Origin of the sequence: Blautia sp. AF19-13LB, from assembly GCF_003479105.1 — a bacterium.
Classification (GTDB): Bacteria; Bacillota; Clostridia; order Lachnospirales; family Lachnospiraceae; genus Fusicatenibacter; species Fusicatenibacter saccharivorans.
The window spans coordinates 18,739-37,208 of sequence record NZ_QUGO01000011.1; the positions used below are offsets into that span (position 1 = coordinate 18,739).

The window sequence follows — 18,470 nt, forward strand, 5'->3', positions numbered from 1 at the left end:
GGTGAAAAACAAAATGTTTCTGGAGGGGATTTTATCATGAAAATACTTACATTCGGAGAACTGATGCTGCGTTTAAAAACACCGGAGCATCTGAAAATACTGCAGGCAGATACCTTTGAAGCCAGTTACGGCGGCGCGGAGGCGAACGTCGCGGTTTCTCTGGCAACACTCGGGAACGATGTTTCCTACGTGACAAAAGTGCCGGAGCACCAGGTCGGACAGGCGGCCATCAATGAAATCCGCCGGTTCGGTGTGGATACGACCCGTGTTCTGCGGGGCGGCGGCCGCGTCGGTATTTACTATTTTGAAAAGGGAACCAACATCCGACCGACGAGCGTGGTTTATGACCGCGCCTACAGCGCGATCGCGATGGCAGAAGCGGAGGAGTTTGACTGGGAAAAACTGCTCGAGGGCGTGGATCTCTTTTATTTCTCCGGTATCACGCCGGCCATCAGCTGCGAGATCGAAAAGACGCTGGAGAGCGCTCTTATGCTCTGCAAAGAGAAAAAAATCCAGGTGGTATGTGATCTCAACTACCGCGGAAAAATGTGGTCAGCAAAGGACGCACAGCGCGTCATGCGCCGTCTGATGTCTTACGTGGATGTCTGCATTGCAAATGATGAGGACTTTGAATCATCGCTTGGCATTCCGGCGTATGATGGAGATATGTCGCGCGGCATTGAACAGATCGAGTCTTACAAAGAGGGCATGCTGGAAATTCAGAAACAGTTCCCGAACTGTAAAGCAGTTGCGAGCGTGCTGCGCAATCTCTACACCGTGGAGGACGGCGACTGGATGGGAATTTACCTGAAAGACGGAAAATTCTATGAGAGCCCGGTTCACAAAGTACACAGCTTTGAGGCAGTCGGAGCCGGTGATGCGTTTGGTGCAGGACTGATTCACGCGATGGCGCATGATTTTGCGCCGCAGAGAACCATCGATTTTGCGATTTCTGCAAGCGTCTTAAAGCTGATGATTCAGCACGATGCCAACGTGGTCAGCGAAAAAGAGATTGAGCAGATCATGAAGCAGGGCGGAACAAATCTGCAGAGATAGAGGAAACAAAAAGATTCCGAGAGTACATACAGGACAGCAGGAGGAATAAAACTTGAAGAAACGGAATATTATATTAATAGGAATGCCGGGAGCCGGCAAAAGCAGCGTTGGCGTTATCCTTGCAAAGGCTTTGGGGTATGAGTTTATTGATACGGATCTTGTGATTCAGCATCGGGAGAAACGTCTTCTGCGCGAGATTATTGCAGATGAGGGAAATGAAGGCTTTCTTGCGATTGAGAATGAGGTCAATGCGACTCTGGAAGCCGATGAAAGCGTCATTGCACCGGGCGGCAGCGCTATTTACGGGAAAGAGGCGATGGAGCATTTTAAAGAGATTGGAATAATCGTTTACCTGAAGCTGTCGTATGAGGATCTGGCAAAGCGTCTTGGAAACCTGAAGGGACGCGGCGTTGTGCTGAAAGAGGGTCAGACGCTCAAAGATCTTTACGATGAGAGAAGTAAACTGTATGAACAGTATGCCGAGATTACGGTCGATGAGAGCGGAAAGGATATCCAGGGTACGATTCTGGCACTTCGCGAGCAGATTGGCATGTAAGAAGGAACGGTGGAATATTCGGAGAATTTTCAAAAACATAATATTACGTAATAATAAGGAAAATGTTCTGAAAGTTAGAAATTACATATAACGTTTCTCTGAATATTCCTGACCGGAAACGGTGGAAAAAAACGGAAATAGTACGGAATATATTAAAATTGATTTACAAAATATTAGATTTGAGTTAAGATAAGGGGAGACTGAAAAATTACTGCGGGGAGCAGTGCGTTTCAGTGAGTCCAGAGTGTGTAAAAAAAACAGCAGAACAGACTTTGAATCGTTATTTCGGATAAAACACACTCGTTAAGTTATGAAAAAGAAAATTTGAGGTGAATATATGGAACAGTATGTCATCAGAGGTGGAAATCCTCTTGTGGGCGAAGTGGAAATCGGGGGAGCAAAAAACGCGGCGCTTGCAATTCTTACGGCAGCAACGATGACCGACGAAACGGTCCTGATCGAAAATCTGCCGGATGTCAGCGATATTAATGTACTTTTGGAAGCAATTGCAGAGATCGGAGCTACTGTGGACCGCATCGACCGTCATACCGTGCGGATCAATGCATCGACTATCGGTGATCTGAGTGTTGACTATGAATATATCAAAAAAATCCGTGCGTCTTATTATCTTTTAGGCGCGCTGCTTGGAAAATACAAAAGAGCGGAAGTTCCGCTTCCGGGCGGATGTAACATTGGAAGCCGTCCGATCGACCAGCATTTAAAGGGATTCCGCGCACTCGGCGCTGAGGTAAGCATCCGTCACGGCGCAATCGTGGCAAGTGCGGCAGATCTGCATGGAAGCCACATTTTCCTGGATATGGTTTCTGTTGGAGCCACCATCAATATCATGATGGCAGCTTCGATGGCAAGAGGAAATACAACGATTGAGAACGCAGCAAAAGAGCCGCACGTTGTCGATGTGGCGAACTTCCTGAACAGCATGGGAGCAAACATCAAAGGAGCAGGAACCGACGTGATCCGGATCAAGGGTGTCGATACCCTGCACGGAACCAGCTATGCGGTCGTACCGGATATGATCGAGGCAGGTACGTATATGTTTGCAGCAGCAGCCACAAAGGGCGATGTGCTGATTAAAAACGTGATTCCAAAGCATCTGGAAGCAACAACCGCAAAGCTCGAGGAGATTGGCTGCGACGTAGAAGAGTTTGACGATTCCATCCGTGTGAGCGCAAGCAAACGTCTGGGCAGAACACACGTAAAGACACAGCCGTATCCGGGCTATCCGACCGATATGCAGCCGCAGATCGCGGTTACACTGGCACTGGCAAACGGTACGAGTATTGTAACAGAGAGTATTTTTGAAAATCGCTTTAAGTATGCGGATGAGCTGGCACGTATGGGCGCCTGTATTAAAGTGGAAGGCAACACGGCGATCATTGACGGCGTAGAAAAATTTACCGGAGCAGAGGTTTCCGCACCGGATCTTCGCGCAGGTGCAGCACTTGTGATCGCAGGACTTGCAGCAGAGGGAATTACTGTGGTAGATGATATCGTATATATTCTGCGCGGATACGAGGATTTCGATGGAAAGCTCCGAGGACTCGGCGCTGAAATTGAGCGCGTGAATAATGCAAAGGATATCCAGAAATTCCGGTTAAGAGCGTGAAAACAGTATAAAACAAATGTTGACAAAAAGGACGGTGCAATAAAAGGTACCGTTCTTTTATTTTATTTTACCTTATTGCGAAGAAATTGGCTTAAATTTTACTACTATTATTGTGAATTATTTTTATCTTTCAAATAATAAGAACTGACTTGACAAAAGAGATTTATCTGTGCTATATTCAACTACAGTTGTAGTGTGTAACTCGATTTTTGGAGGCATTAACTATACATAACAGGAATTGTTTATGTGGGTTAGTGTCTCTTTTTTGTGCTCTGTTTTAGAAAAAAGAGTACAGACCGGCTAAAAAGATGCAAAACCGCAGAAACTTTTCTTGTAAAAAGTATAAACTACACAAGGAGTAAAAAAATGAAGGACAAAATTTTTAGTGTTCTGCAGCGAGTGGGAAGAAGCTTTATGCTCCCGATCGCAATTCTTCCGGTAGCCGGACTTTTACTGGGAATCGGAAGCTCATTTACCAATGCAACCACAATTGAAACGTACGGGCTGACAAGTTTGCTCGGCAACGGCACAATTCTTCATGCGCTGCTGGTGATCATGAACAAAGTAGGAAGTGCGGTGTTTGATAACCTGCCTCTGATTTTTGCGGTAGGTGTTGCAATTGGTATGGCAAAGAAGGAAAAAGAGGTTTCTGCCCTGTCAGCCGTTATTGCATATTTCGTTATGAATACAGCGATTAACGCAATGCTGACTATTACGGGTCAGATTCTGGAAAACGGAGAAATTGCAGAATCCGTTCTGGAAGGAACCATCACTTCTGTCTGCGGTATTCAGTCGCTGCAGATGGGTGTGTTTGGCGGTATTATTGTCGGTCTTGGAGTCGCAGCACTTCATAATCGATTTTACCGGATCCAGCTTCCGAATGCACTTTCTTTCTTTGGAGGTACTCGTTTTGTACCAATTATTTCTACGATCGTCTATATGTTTGTGGGAATTTTAATGTATTTTGTATGGCCGGTTGTACAGAACGGTATTTATGCGCTGGGTGGCCTGGTAACCGGCTCCGGTTATGTCGGAACGCTGATTTTCGGTCTGATTAAACGGGCACTGATTCCATTTGGTCTGCATCACGTATTCTATATGCCTTTCTGGCAGACAGCAGTCGGAGGTACCATGGAAGTGGCAGGACAGATGGTGCAGGGCGGACAGAATATTTTCTTCGCACAGCTTGCGGATTCTGCGAATGTTGCACATTTCAGTGCAGACGCAACGAGATATTTCTCCGGAGAATTTATTTTTATGATTTTCGGACTTCCGGGAGCAGCACTTGCCATGTACCATTGTGCGAAACCGGAGAAGAAAAAAGCGGCAGGCGGTCTGCTTCTTTCCGCAGCACTTGCGTGTATGGCAACCGGTATCACAGAACCGCTGGAATTCTCGTTCCTGTTTGTTGCGCCGGCGTTGTTTGTCGTGCAGGTTATTCTTGCGGGAACAGCTTATATGATCGCACACATCCTGAATATCGCAGTGGGTCTTACCTTTTCCGGCGGACTTCTGGACTTCTTCCTGTTCGGTATTTTGCAGGGAAATGAAAAGACAAGCTGGATGAGGGTGATTCCGGTCGGCATTCTTTATTTCTTCCTGTATTATTTTATCTTCAAATTCATGATTAAAAAGTTTGATTTTAAGACACCGGGCCGTGAGGATGATGATGTAGAAACCAAGCTTTATACGAAAGCAGATGTAAATGCCAGAAAAGAAGCGCAGAACGATGGGGTGGCATCGGAAGATGCCATGAGTGAAGCGATCACAAAAGGTCTTGGCGGAAAGAAAAATATTTCGGATGTGGACTGCTGTGCAACAAGACTGCGCTGTACTGTTCATGATGCAGCGAGAGTCAGCGATGGTATTTTAAAGGCGACAGGGGCATCTGGCGTTGTGCATAAAGGAAATGGTGTACAGGTTATTTACGGACCGAATGTAACTGTGATAAAATCAAATTTAGAGGATTATCTGGAAAAAGCTCCGAATACGTATGCGGAAGCAGAAAATACACCAACCCCAAAAGAGGCGGAACCGACGCAGGAAACAAAAGAACAGAAGGTTGTGGATACGATTACTGTCTGCAGCCCGATAAGCGGACTGGCAGCCGACCTTTCTACTGCGCCGGATGAAGCGTTTGCGGAAAAGATGATGGGAGACGGCGCTGTTGTGACACCGGAAGATCCTTATGTGCGTGCTCCGGAGGACGGAGAAGTCGCGTTTGTTTTTGACACAAAACATGCGATTGGATTTGTAACCGATTCCGGAGTCAGCCTTCTGATTCATGTCGGAATTGATACAGTAAAACTGAACGGAGAGGGATTTGAGGCACTGGTAGAAAGCGGTCAGACCGTGAAAAAAGGTGATCCGATGCTGAAGCTGGATCTGGAATATCTGAAAACACATGCGCCGTCGGTTACGTCACCGGTTCTTTGCACAGAGCTGGAGGAGAACCAGAGAATCCGTCTTTTGGCAGACGGACCGGTAAAAGCAGGAGATCCTTTATTTGCGATTGAGATTCTCGCGTAAGCTGTGCCTTAAAAACGGGTGAGAAGAATGTACAGGATAGCAAAAACACTGAACCACAATTCATTTATTGGTGTGGAAGAAGAAAATAACCGGGAATATCTGGTCATGGGGAAAGGAATTGCATTTGGGAAAAAAACGGGACAGCGTGTACAGCCGGGAGACGATGCCCGCATTTATTCCCTGACAGAGATGACGGAGCGAGGAAATGCCAGAACCATTGTACAGGGCGTTTCTCCGCTCAGCCTGGAGCTGGCGAGTGCCGTGCTTGACGAGGCAGAAAAGGAATTTGGAAAAATTGACCGTTCCATCGTCTTTCCAATGGCAGATCATCTGGATTTTGCTGTCCGGCGGATTCAGAACGGTGAGCAGATCAGCAATCCGCTCACCGACGATATCCGTGTGATGTTTTACAAAGAGTATAAAGTTGCTTCCTGTATCAGGGAGCTTTTAAAAGAACGGCTTCAGATCGAAATTGATGAACATGAAATCGGCTATCTTGCACTTCATGTTCATTCGGCAATTGTGGAGGAAAATGTTTCACAGGCCATGGAAGTAGCAAGAGCAGTCCGGGAGAGCATTTCTTTGGTGGAGCATATCACCGGGCATACCATCGATGTGATGTCGTTGTCGTATAACCGTATGATGAACCATATCCGCTATATGGTTGCAAGAGCGGTCAGTGGGGAAAAACTGAAAGTAAATATGAATGACTACATGTCCGTAAAGTTTCCGAAAGCCTTTCAGGCGGCGAAACGAATCTGTGAGGAGATGGAAAAGAGGCTGAAACTTCCGATGGAGGAGATCGAAATTGGATATCTCGCTATGCACATAGAACGGATTATGGACAGAGAAGAAGGAGAATAAAAGCATGAAAACATTTGAATATACCATTAAAGATGAACTGGGAATCCACGCAAGACCGGCAGGAATGCTGGTAAAGGAAGCAAAAAATTTTGCATCGGAATGCACCATCACAAAAGATGGAAAAACGAAAAAACTGACTCAGCTGATGATGCTGATGTCACTTGGCGTAAAGCAGGGAGATACCGTAACCGTTGCAGCAAACGGAGAGGACGAAGATGCAGCGATTGAGACGCTGAAAGCGTTTTTCGAAGCAAATCTGTAAAAAGTACGCTCGGAGGATAAAAAATGCAGTATTTTCAGGGGAAATCCGTATATAAAGGAATTGTTATGGGACCGGTTGCGGTTCTGAAGAAAAATGATTACCAGGTTAAAAGAGCCCGGATTGAAGATCCGGAAGCAGAAGTAAAACGTGTGAAAGAAGCCGTGGGGGTTTCGAAAAAACAGCTTGGCAGACTGTATGACAAGGCAGTCCGGGAAGTTGGAGAGGCAAGTGCGGCGATCTTTGAAGTCCATCAGATGATGCTGGAGGATGAGGACTATCTGGAATCAATGGAGAACATGATCCGGACAGAACTGGTAAATGCAGAATATGCAGCGGCAGCAACCGGCGATAATTTTGCAGAGATGTTTGCAGCTATGGATGATGAATATATGAAGGCTCGTTCCGCAGATGTAAAAGATATTTCCGAACGTCTGGTCCGCAATTTAAGCGGCGAGGGAGATAACGACCTGAGTTCTATGGAACCATCTGTTATAGTGGCAGACGATTTAAGTCCGAGTGAAACTGTACAGATGGACAAAGAAAAAATACTTGCGTTTGTGACTGTGCATGGATCTACCAATTCTCATACTGCGATTCTTGCGCGAATGATGAATATTCCGGCATTAATCGGCGTCCCGATGGATTTAAACGGTCTGAAAACAGGCATGACGGCCGTTGTAGACGGTTTTTCAGGTCAGGTTATCTTTGAGCCGGAGGAGGATGTGCGGAAGGAAACCGAAAAAAGAATGCAGGAAGAAGCAGAAAAACAGAAGCTTCTTGAGGAGTTGAAAGGAAAAGAAAATATTACGCCGGATGGCCGTAAGATCAACATCTATGCAAATATCGGCAGTGTTGGTGACCTTGGCTATGTGATGGAAAATGATGCCGGTGGAATTGGACTTTTCCGAAGCGAATTCCTCTATCTTGGAAGAAATGATTTCCCAACGGAGGAAGAACAGTTTCAGGCATATAAACAGGCCGTGCAGACCATGGCAGGCAAAAAAGTGATTATCCGTACGCTGGATATCGGGGCAGATAAGCAGGTAGAATACTTTAATCTTGGAAAAGAAGAAAATCCGGCGCTTGGGTACCGTGCAATCCGGATTTGTCTGAAACAGCCGGAAATTTTTAAAGCGCAGCTTCGCGCATTGTTCCGCGCAGCCGTTTACGGAAACCTTTCTGTCATGTATCCGATGATCACATCAACAGAAGAGGTAGAAAAAATCTACGCAATTGTTGCAGAGGTAGAGGAAGAGCTGAAAGCACAGGAAGTGCAGTATAAAATTCCGGAGCAGGGCATTATGATCGAGACACCGGCAGCCGTGATGATCAGCGACCGTCTGGCGGAAATGGTGGATTTCTTCAGCATCGGAACGAATGACCTGACGCAGTATACCCTGGCGATTGATCGTCAGAATGAGCAGCTGGATGATTTCTACAATCCACACCATGAAGCCGTTCTTCGGATGATTCGCATGGTGGTGGAAAATGCACACAAATGCGGAAAATGGGCAGGAATCTGCGGGGAGCTCGGTGCAGATCTGACATTGACGGAGCAGTTTGTACGAATGGGAGTGGATGAGCTTTCTGTTGCTCCGTCCATGATTCTGAAGCTGCGGAAGATTGTCCGCGAGATGAAAGCAGAAGAGTAGAAGAAACGATACAGCAGATAAGAAAACTCTCTGTTTTGGAGAGTTTTCTTATCTGTTCACAAATAACAGAAGATACAGCCGAAAAATCAGAAAAAAAGAAAGGATGTTTGGGACAACAGTAAGAAAATGTCTCAAATCCTTTTATTTCCTCTTGACGAATGGCGTATTTTGCGATAGTGTATCAGAGTAGCAAAAAACAAAATCAAAAATTCAGTTGCTTTTCTCTTATTCAGAGTGGTGGAGATACATAGGATCTGTGAAACCACGGCAACCCCCAGACAGAATAGTCTGTACGGGAAGGTGCCAGCCTGAGCGAAATTTTCGAACAATAAGGGGATTTGAACATTACTATTCGGGTCCGCTAAAAATTGCGGATCTTTTTTTACGAAAAAATGTTCAGGGAAAGCCAAAGCCCACGAACGAAAAGCAAAAGAGAAGAGAAGAAAAAAAGGAGAAAAAGAATGGAAAAAAGACTGTTTACTTCTGAGTCTGTAACCGAAGGACATCCGGACAAAATCTGTGATGCCATTTCTGACGCGATTCTGGATGCGCTGCTTGAACAGGATCCGATGAGCCGTGTAGCTTGCGAAACCTGTACTACAACAGGATACGTTATGGTAATGGGTGAGATTACATCCAACGCACACATTGATTTCCAGCAGGTTGTACGTGATACCGTTCGCGAAATCGGCTACGACCGTGCAAAATACGGATTTGACGCAGATACCTGCGCTGTTGTAACTGCAATTGACAAACAGTCCACCGATATCGCTATGGGTGTAGACAAAGCGCTCGAAGCAAAAGAGAACAATATGAGCGATGAGGAGATCGATGCCATTGGAGCAGGAGATCAGGGAATGATGTTCGGATTCGCAACCAACGAGACCGAAGAGTACATGCCATACCCGATCTACATGGCACACAAACTGGCTCGCCAGCTGACCAAAGTCCGCAAAGACGGTACTTTAACATACCTGCGTCCGGACGGAAAAACACAGGTAACCGTAGAGTACGATGAGAACGGCAAACCGTTCCGTCTTGATGCGGTTGTTCTTTCCACTCAGCATGATCCGGAAGTATCCCAGGAGCAGATTCATGAGGATATCAAAAAATACGTATTCGACGAAATCATTCCGGCAGACATGGTAGATGAGCACACCAAGTTCTTCATCAACCCGACCGGCCGTTTTGTAATCGGCGGACCTCACGGAGATTCCGGCCTCACCGGACGTAAGATCATCGTAGACACCTACGGCGGATACGCTCGTCACGGCGGCGGAGCTTTCTCCGGAAAAGACTGTACAAAGGTAGACCGTTCTGCAGCTTATGCAGCACGTTACGTAGCAAAGAATATCGTAGCAGCAGGTCTTGCCGACAAATGCGAGGTCCAGCTTTCCTACGCAATCGGTGTCGCTCATCCGACCTCTATCATGATCGACAGCTACGGCACAGGAAAACTGTCCGACAACAAACTGACCGATATCGTTCGTGAGAACTTCGACCTTCGTCCGGCTGGAATCATCAAAATGCTGGATCTGCGCCGTCCGATCTACAAACAGACTTCCGCTTACGGCCACTTCGGAAGAAACGATCTGGATCTGCCGTGGGAGAAACTGGATAAAGTAGAAGACCTGAAGAAATACCTCTAATTTCAGGCTTTTCTGTTTATAGAAAGTTTAGAAAGATTCATCTAAGTTAATGAAAAATCCTCAGGCGTTGTGCTATAATAAATTTAGACTGCGTACTGGGGATTTTTTGTGCGCAAAAGTACGAAATATGTGTTGGAAAACAGGTGGATCTTATATGGAAAAAAAGAAGAAAAGCATGAAATTAAGGACGAGAGTAATCATTTCTTTTTTCATCATCATACTGGTTCCGATCGTGATGTGTGCCTTGACGTTTTACTTTTTTGTAGGGTATAAAGCAAAGATTATCGGTGAAAAATACGGTCTTGCGAACGCAACATACCGGACGATTTCGAACAACACCCTGCTGCTGAATGCGATGACATCAGAAGAGTACGACGAAGTAGAGGATACCGCGAAATCGGATACGGCAAAGCTGGAAGAAACGAATTATCTCTCTGTTCTGAATGCAAGACTGCAGAAAAAACAGTCGTTTATCGCGGTGCGCGAGGATGGTGTTATCATTTACAATGGCTCGGAGGAGCTGTCGTCGGAGGAGCTGGAAAATGAGCTGCCGAAATACGGTGACCCGGGGGCCAATTTGAAGGGCGGCGTTTATTTCCGCAATGAAAAACAGTGGATGGTCAAACAGGTGGACTATGAGAACTCGGACGGAAAAGAATGCAGTGCGTTTATCGTCACCAAGACAGACCAGATTGCGCCGCAGATTACGGGCATGGTAAAAGAGCTAGGCATCGTGATTGTGCTGATTCTGGTGCTCACCAGTCTGGGCCTGAGCTTCTGGATTTACCGCGGTGTGATCGGACCGCTCGAGCAGCTGAAAAAGGCGACACAGAATATCAAAGACGGAAATCTGGATTTCACTGTTGAACCGTGCGGCGTGGCGGAGATTAATGACCTCTGCGAGGACTTTGAGGAGATGCGTATCCGGCTGAAAGAGACGGCGGAGGAAAAAGTCGAGTTTGACAAAGAGAATAAAGAGCTGATCAGTAACATTTCGCATGATCTGAAAACACCGATTACCGCGGTCAAGGGTTATGTCGAGGGAATCATGGACGGTGTGGCAAATACGCCGGAGAAGATGGACCGCTACATCCGCACCATTTACAACAAAGCGAATGAGATGGACCGTCTGATCAATGAGCTGACGTTTTATTCCAAGATTGACACGAACCGCATTCCGTATACGTTTTCCAAGATTCACATTGCGGATTATTTTGATGACTGCGTGGAGGAACTGAATCTGGAGCTTGACGCGCAGCATGTGGATCTGACATACTTTAATTATCTCGAGGACGACCCGATCGTCATCGCGGATGCGGAGCAGATCAAGCGTGTCATCAATAACATTGTAAGCAATTCCATCAAATATATGGATAAGAGCCATAAGGTCATCAACATCCGTCTGCGTGATGTCGGAGATTTTGTGCAGGTGGAGATTGAGGACAACGGAAAGGGAATTGCGACGAAGGATCTGACGAAGATTTTCGACCGTTTCTACCGCACCGACACGTCCCGCAACAGCACGAGGGGCGGCAGCGGCATCGGTCTTTCCATCGTGAAGAAGATTCTCGAAGACCACGGCGGAAAAGTGTGGGCCACCAGCAAAGAAGGCGTGGGCACCACGATGTACTTTGTATTAAGAAAATATCAGGAGGTACCTGTTTCATGAGTAAGATACTGATTGTTGAGGATGAGGAATCCATTGCGGATCTGGAGAAGGATTATTTAGAACTTTCGGGCTTTGAGGTAGAGATTGAAAACCAGGGAGACACCGGTCTTGTGCGGGCGGTCAAAGAGGATTTTGATCTGTTGATTCTGGATCTGATGCTGCCGGAGGTGGATGGCTTTGAGATCTGCCGTGAGGTGCGTGAGAAGAAAGATATTCCGATTATCATGGTTTCGGCAAAGAAGGATGATATCGACAAAATCCGCGGACTCGGCCTTGGTGCGGATGATTATATGACGAAGCCATTTTCTCCGAGTGAGCTGGTTGCACGCGTGAAAGCGCATCTGGCACGGTACGACCGTCTGGTCGGAAACGGCAAGAAAGAGAATGATGTTGTGGAGATCCGCGGCATCAAGATTGACAAAACGGCACGCCGCGTGTGGGTGAACGGAGAGGAGAAGCAGTTTACAACGAAAGAGTTCGATCTGCTGACCTTCCTTGCGGAGAATCCGAACCGCGTTTTCACGAAAGAAGAGCTGTTCCGTGAGATCTGGGATATGGAGTCCATCGGAGATATTGCGACGGTTACGGTGCATATCAAGAAGATCCGTGAAAAAATAGAGTTTAATACGGCAAAGCCGCAATATATCGAGACGATCTGGGGCGTTGGATATCGGTTTAAGGCATAAAGAATCTGTGTTTCGGGGAGAGATAAAATGGGAAAAATTTACTATCTGATGGGAAAAAGTGCGTCAGGGAAAGATCATATTTATGAGCATCTGATCCAGGAGACGGCGCTGGATTTAAAACCGTTTGTCCTGTATACAACACGGCCGATCCGGAGCGGGGAGCAGGACGGAAGAGAGTATTTCTTTGTGGATGAAAAACGGCTTTCGGAACTGCGGGAGGCCGGAAAGATTATCGAGGAGCGCATGTATTCGACGGTGCAGGGGCCGTGGTATTATTTTACGGCGGATGACGGGCAGATTGATCTTGTGAAGCATGATTATCTCGGAATCGGGACACTGGAATCGTATCTGAAATTAAAGGCATACTTCGGGGAGCAGGCGATGGTTCCGCTGTATGTCGAGGTGGACGACGGGCTGCGGCTTTCGCGGGCACTGGAACGGGAAAGAAAACAGACAGAGCCGAAATACGCGGAGATGTGCCGGAGATTCCTGGCGGACTGTGAGGATTTTACGGAGGAGAAAATTGCGGAAGCTGGAATTGTCCGCAGATTTTCCAATAATTCTACGCCGGAAGACTGTTTTTCCGAAATTCAGAATTTTGTGGAACAACAGAAAAAGTTGTGATATACTTAATGCAGTATTAGTAAGAAATACAAAAGAACTCCAGGGGGTGATTTTATGCAGGGTTTTCAGAAGGTTGTAGGACATCAGGAAATCATAACGCATTTACAGAATGCCATTTCGATGAATAAAGTATCTCATGCTTATCTTTTTGGCGGAGAGAGTGGATCGGGAAAGAAAATGATGGCTTCACTGTTTGCGATGACGCTTCAGTGCGAGAAGCACGGGGTCGAGCCCTGTATGGAATGCCCGTCCTGTAAAAAGGCACAGAGCCAGAATCATCCGGATATCATTTATGTGAAGCATGAAAAGCCGAACACCATCAGCATCGATGAAATCCGCGAGCAGCTCATTAACGATGTGATGATCAAGCCGTACAGCAGTCCGTACAAGATTTATATCATCGACGAGGCGCAGAAGCTGACACTTCAGGCGCAGAACGCGCTGCTGAAGACGATCGAGGAGCCGCCGGCCTACGCAGTTGTCATGCTTCTGGCAGACAACCCGGATGCGCTGCTTCCGACGATTTCGTCACGCTGCGTGCAGTTAAATTTAAAACCAGTGGGAGACCAGCTTGTGAAAGATTATCTGATGAACGAAATGCATGTGCCGGATTACCAGGCAGAGGTTGATGCGTCCCTGGCGCAGGGAAATATCGGAAAAGCAGAGCGGATTGCCCGTTCTCCGGAATACGAGGAGACGCTGGAAAGTGCACTCCGCATGGCAAAGTACGCCGACAGTATGCCGCTGTATGAAATCGTGGAGACGATCAAAAAACTGACGGCCGAAAAAGACAATATTGATGATTACTTCGATATCTTTTCTTTATGGTTCCGCGATGTTCTGCTCTTTAAGGCGACAAAAGAGGTCGATTCCCTTGTGTTCAAGCAGGAGCTGAATGGAATCCGTGAGAGAGCAAATAAGAGCTCATACGAAGGCCTGGAGAAGATTATAGAGGCGATTCAGAAGGCGAGAGCCCGCCTGAACGCGAATGTTAATTTTGATTTAACCATGGAGCTTATGTTCCTGACAATGAAGGAAAACTGATAGCATGATAACAATTATAGGAGTACGTTTTCGAAACGTAGGAAAAGTATATTATTTCTCGCCGAGAGAGCTGGACATCTGCGTGGGCGACCACGTTATCGTTGAGACGGCGCGCGGCGTAGAGTATGGTTTCGTTGTGCTGGGGCCAAAAGAAGTTGACGATTCCAAGGTGATCCAGCCGTTGAAAGAAGTCATCCGCATTGCAACGCCGAAGGATGATGCGCGGGAGGAGAGCAACCGCAAGAAAGAAAAAGAAGCGTTTGAAATCTGCCAGAAGAAGATCCGGGCGCACAACCTGGAGATGAAGCTGATCGATGCAGAGTATACGTTTGACAATAACAAGATGCTGTTTTACTTTACCGCCGACGGAAGAATTGATTTCCGTGAGCTGGTAAAGGATCTGGCGGCTGTCTTTAAGACGAGAATCGAGCTTCGCCAGATCGGTGTCCGCGATGAGACAAAGATCCTCGGCGGAATCGGCATCTGCGGCAGACCGCTTTGCTGCCATACGTATCTGTCCGAGTTTGCACCGGTTTCGATCAAGATGGCAAAAGAGCAGAACCTGTCCCTGAACCCGACGAAGATTTCGGGTGTCTGCGGACGACTGATGTGTTGCCTGAAAAACGAGCAGGAAACCTATGAATACCTGAACCGCAAGCTGCCGGGTGTCGGCGATATCGTAACGCTGCCGGACGGCATGAAAGGTGAGGTTTCCGGTGTGAATGTGCTTCGTCAGCTCGTAAAAGTGCTGGTGGATGTGAACGATGAGAAGGAAATGCGGGAGTGCCCGGTGGAAGAGCTCAAGTTCAAGCCGAAGCATAAGAAGGAAAAAGGCAAAGAGAAGAAAAAAGACAGAAACAGCTCCGGGGAGCAGGCTTCTTCGGAAGAGGCAAAACAGCCGGAATAAGATTGATTTGGAATGCATTTTGAAAAAAGTAAGCGCCGGGTAAAACTGACGCTTCTTTTTGTGTGATGCGGCGCTGGGCGGTCAGCAGGAGGAGGGATTTTCATTGGATAGAAAAGAAGAATTTTTGAAGCCGGGTGAGCGGCTCGATGATCTGCAGAACGGTTACTGGATGATACAGAATCCATCCCTTTTCTGCTATGGCATTGACGCGGTGCTGCTGGCATCCTACGCGAAGGTGAAGCGCGGGGAGCGGGCGATGGATTTCTGCACGGGATCGGGAATTGTGCCGATTCTGCTGAAGGCGAAGACAAACGGAGAGCATTTTTCCGGGCTGGAAATTCAGGAGTACAGTGCCGAGATGGCACAGCGGAGTGTGCGGTACAATCATCTGGAAAATGATGTTGAGATTTTCCAGGGAGATGTGAAAACGGCATCGCAGCAGTTTGGAAAAGAAGTGTTTGATGTGGTAACGTGCAATCCGCCGTACATGACGGGGCAGCACGGGCTGACGAATGCGCTTGAGGCGAAGACGATTGCGCGGCATGAGGTGCTGTGCTCGTTTGATGATATTGCGAAAGAGGCATCGGCGGTTTTAAAGACGAAAGGACGGTTCTATCTGGTGCACCGGCCGTTCCGGCTGGCGGAGATTTTTTCGACGCTGAAAAAATATCATCTGGAACCAAAAAGGATGCAGCTCGTTTATCCGTTTGTGGACAAGGAGCCGAACATGGTGCTGATCGAGGCGATGAAAGGCGGGAATCCGAGAATTACCGTGGAGAAACCGCTGATTGTGTATGAGACGCCGGGCGTGTATACAAAGGACATCCGGGAATTATATGGAGACGGGAGATAAGAACATGGCAGGAAAATTATATTTGTGTGCAACACCAATTGGAAATCTGGAGGACATGACCTTCCGTGCAATCCGCATTCTGCAGGAGGTCGATCTGATCGCGGCGGAGGATACGAGAAACAGCATTAAGCTGCTGAACCATTTTGAGATTCATACGCCGATGACGAGTTACCATGAATACAACAAATACGACAAGGGCCGCGAGCTGGTGCAGAAGCTGCTGGCGGGAACGAACATTGCCCTTATCACCGATGCCGGAACACCGGGAATCTCAGACCCGGGGGAGGAGCTGGTGAAAATGGCATACGAAGCCGGAATCGAAGTGACGAGTCTGCCGGGGGCGTGTGCGTGTGTAACGGCACTGACGCTGTCGGGACTTTCGACGAGAAGATTTGTGTTTGAAGCGTTTCTTCCGCCGGATAAAAAAGAACATAAACTGGCGCTGGAGCGGCTGAAAAACGAGACACGAACCATGATCGTGTACGAGGCGCCGCATCATCTGCTGAAAACGCTGCGGGAACTGCTGGAAATCCTTGGCAACCGCCGCCTGACACTGTGTCGGGAACTGACGAAAAAGCATGAGACAGCATGGCAGACCACAATAGAAGATGCCATTACCCGCTACGAGCAGGAAGATCCGAAGGGCGAATGCGTTCTTGTGATCGAAGGCAGAAGCCAGAAAGAAATCGAGGACGAGGCGAAGGCTGCGTTTGAGGAAATTTCGATTGAGGAACATATGAAACGGTATGAAGACCAGGGGATTGCGCGGAAAGAGGCGATGAAGCTTGTGGCAAAAGACCGTGGCGTAACGAAGAGAGATATTTATCAGTATTTACTGGGAAAAGAATAACGACACGCTCTAAGAGAAGGAAAGAGAGGAAGAAGTATGAAAATCTGTAAAATTTTGTGTTATTGTATTTGTTTTACAGATTTGGAGATATTCCTTGTCCGGTAGTTACTCCCGTCTGTTATAATAGGAACAATGAAGTATTTTTGAGGGAGGAAATTTTTTATGTCACAGTCACAAACCCAGCGGAGTTCCCGGGTTGATCTGCTTCACGGCTCGATTCTGAAATCTCTGCTTCTTTTTGCACTTCCGATCATGGCATCCCGTGTATTTCAGCAGATTTACAATACGATGGACACACTGATTGTCGGCCATACACTCGGCGATTCGTCGATTGCAGCCATGGGTGCCTGCTCGTCGATCTATGAAATGATGACCGGATTTACGTTCGGCGTCGGAAACGGGCTCGCGATCGTCACGGCGCGATGCTTTGGAAGGCAGGAGACGGAACGGATGAAAAAATCGGTTGCATCCTGTATCGTTATTGGCATTACCGTTACACTGGTGGTCACCGTTCTTGCAACGATTTTCATGCATCCGCTGCTGCGGCTGCTGAAAACACCGGCAGAAATCCTCGAAGAATCCTACAGTTATATTTCAATTCTATCCGTTTTTCTGTTTGTCATGTTTGCCTACAATCTGTGCTCCGGTCTGTTGGGAGCAATCGGAAACAGCTTTATGCCGCTTGTTTTCCTGATTATTTCATCGTTGGTAAACATTGTACTGGATTTGCTGTTTATCCGTTCTTTCGGTATGGGCGTTCGCGGTGCTGCAATTGCAACCGTGATTGCGCAGGGAATTTCCGTCGTGCTCTGCCTGATTTATATTGTTACCAAAGCAAAAATTCTGCTTCCGGAAAAACGTCATTTTGAACCGGATCGCGGACTGTACATGGAGCTTCTGGCACAGGGATTTTCGATGGGATTTATGAGCAGTATTATCTATGTCGGTTCGATTGTCCTGCAGCCGGGCATCAACAGCCTTGGCTATGAAACAATTGCGGGACACACGGCTGCGAGAAAGCTGTTTTCCTTCTCGATGATGCCGCTTTCCTCGATGGCACAGGCAGTCAACACGTATGTGGCACAGAACCGCGGCGCGGACAACTGGGAGCGCGTGCGGAAAGGCATTCGCTATGCTTATATTTTCTGCTTCAGCGTGACCGCATGCCTGATTCTCCTTGTCACTCCGCTTGCACCGACGATGGTTCATCTGATCTCCGGTTCTTCCGATCCGACCGTCCTCGGAAACGGAGCCCGCTACCTTCGTGTAGCCATTCCGTTCTTCTTTGCACTTGGCCTTGTCAACTGCAGCCGCCTTGCACTGCAGGCGCTCGGAGAAAAGATTCTTCCGCTGCTGTCGAGTTTTATTGAGCTTTTCGGAAAAATTATTTTTGCGATGGTGTTTATCCCGCGCTACCACTACAGTGCCGTGATCTGGTGCGAACCGATCATCTGGTGCTTCATGGCAGTAGAACTTGTGATTTCGCTGTATCGAAATCCTTATATGAGAAAAGGGAAGTCTGGAAACTGATTTTTTTCAAAAACAGAACCCGGGGCAGTCTACAAAAAACGGTAGATTGCCCCGGGTCTGTTTTTTTTGACTAAATAAAGGAAGTCCCCTGCTTCTATTGCGAAAAACAGCA

At 47.4% G+C, this 18,470-nt stretch carries 16 protein-coding genes and 1 riboswitch; all 16 genes read left to right on the forward strand.

The genetic code is table 11. The features are described from left to right. The first annotated feature begins 36 nt into the window (after positions 1–36). The gene (locus DWX32_RS12420; protein WP_117510686.1) at positions 37–1,056 is read left to right on the forward strand and encodes a sugar kinase; all 1,020 of its coding nucleotides are present in this window, start codon (positions 37–39) and stop codon (positions 1,054–1,056) included. A gap of 52 nt (positions 1,057–1,108) precedes the next feature. Beyond that, positions 1,109–1,612, forward strand: coding sequence for a shikimate kinase (locus tag DWX32_RS12425; protein ID WP_117801787.1), 504 nt, complete (start codon positions 1,109–1,111; stop codon positions 1,610–1,612). 337 nt (positions 1,613–1,949) lie between these two features. Next, a complete protein-coding gene (locus DWX32_RS12430) occupies positions 1,950–3,239 on the forward strand; it encodes a UDP-N-acetylglucosamine 1-carboxyvinyltransferase (protein ID WP_117801788.1) in 1,290 nt (429 codons plus the stop codon). Positions 3,240–3,605: 366 nt separating this feature from the next. Further along, positions 3,606–5,768: a PTS transporter subunit IIABC gene (locus DWX32_RS12435; protein WP_055267260.1), complete on the forward strand. Its 2,163-nt coding sequence runs from the start codon at positions 3,606–3,608 to the stop codon at positions 5,766–5,768. A gap of 27 nt (positions 5,769–5,795) precedes the next feature. Then, the gene (locus DWX32_RS12440; RefSeq protein WP_022461277.1) at positions 5,796–6,632 is read left to right on the forward strand and encodes a PRD domain-containing protein; all 837 of its coding nucleotides are present in this window, start codon (positions 5,796–5,798) and stop codon (positions 6,630–6,632) included. A gap of 4 nt (positions 6,633–6,636) precedes the next feature. Continuing rightward, positions 6,637–6,894, forward strand: coding sequence for an HPr family phosphocarrier protein (locus DWX32_RS12445; RefSeq protein ID WP_055267256.1), 258 nt, complete (start codon positions 6,637–6,639; stop codon positions 6,892–6,894). Positions 6,895–6,917: 23 nt separating this feature from the next. Then, positions 6,918–8,546 (forward strand): phosphoenolpyruvate--protein phosphotransferase, encoded by a 1,629-nt coding sequence (gene ptsP, locus DWX32_RS12450; protein WP_118660235.1) that lies wholly within the window; start codon positions 6,918–6,920, stop codon positions 8,544–8,546. A 222-nt stretch (positions 8,547–8,768) separates the two neighbouring features. After that, a riboswitch (SAM riboswitch) is annotated at positions 8,769–8,881 on the forward strand. Positions 8,882–9,007: 126 nt separating this feature from the next. Further along, positions 9,008–10,195 carry a methionine adenosyltransferase gene (metK, locus tag DWX32_RS12455; RefSeq protein WP_055267252.1) on the forward strand — a complete coding sequence of 396 codons (1,188 nt, stop codon included), beginning with the start codon at positions 9,008–9,010 and terminating at the stop codon, positions 10,193–10,195. 175 nt (positions 10,196–10,370) lie between these two features. After that, the gene (locus tag DWX32_RS12460; protein WP_118660287.1) at positions 10,371–11,864 is read left to right on the forward strand and encodes a sensor histidine kinase; all 1,494 of its coding nucleotides are present in this window, start codon (positions 10,371–10,373) and stop codon (positions 11,862–11,864) included. Next, complete coding sequence (locus DWX32_RS12465; RefSeq protein ID WP_022461272.1) at positions 11,861–12,550, forward strand: response regulator transcription factor; 690 nt, start codon at positions 11,861–11,863, stop codon at positions 12,548–12,550. The genes DWX32_RS12460 and DWX32_RS12465 overlap by 4 nt, the downstream gene beginning before the upstream one ends. Before the next feature lie 27 nt (positions 12,551–12,577). Continuing rightward, positions 12,578–13,174 carry a guanylate kinase gene (locus tag DWX32_RS12470; RefSeq protein ID WP_118640825.1) on the forward strand — a complete coding sequence of 199 codons (597 nt, stop codon included), beginning with the start codon at positions 12,578–12,580 and terminating at the stop codon, positions 13,172–13,174. A 54-nt stretch (positions 13,175–13,228) separates the two neighbouring features. Then, complete coding sequence (gene holB / locus DWX32_RS12475) at positions 13,229–14,218, forward strand: DNA polymerase III subunit delta' (protein ID WP_022461270.1); 990 nt, start codon at positions 13,229–13,231, stop codon at positions 14,216–14,218. A 4-nt stretch (positions 14,219–14,222) separates the two neighbouring features. Beyond that, entirely contained in the window at positions 14,223–15,125 is a 903-nt protein-coding gene (locus DWX32_RS12480) for a PSP1 domain-containing protein (protein WP_055226011.1), read from the forward strand. A gap of 169 nt (positions 15,126–15,294) precedes the next feature. After that, positions 15,295–15,978 carry a tRNA1(Val) (adenine(37)-N6)-methyltransferase gene (locus tag DWX32_RS12485; RefSeq protein WP_055226320.1) on the forward strand — a complete coding sequence of 228 codons (684 nt, stop codon included), beginning with the start codon at positions 15,295–15,297 and terminating at the stop codon, positions 15,976–15,978. 4 nt (positions 15,979–15,982) lie between these two features. Continuing rightward, a complete protein-coding gene (rsmI, locus tag DWX32_RS12490) occupies positions 15,983–16,828 on the forward strand; it encodes a 16S rRNA (cytidine(1402)-2'-O)-methyltransferase (protein ID WP_055226013.1) in 846 nt (281 codons plus the stop codon). A 162-nt stretch (positions 16,829–16,990) separates the two neighbouring features. Next, complete coding sequence (locus tag DWX32_RS12495) at positions 16,991–18,358, forward strand: MATE family efflux transporter (RefSeq protein ID WP_118660237.1); 1,368 nt, start codon at positions 16,991–16,993, stop codon at positions 18,356–18,358. Positions 18,359–18,470 lie beyond the last annotated feature (112 nt).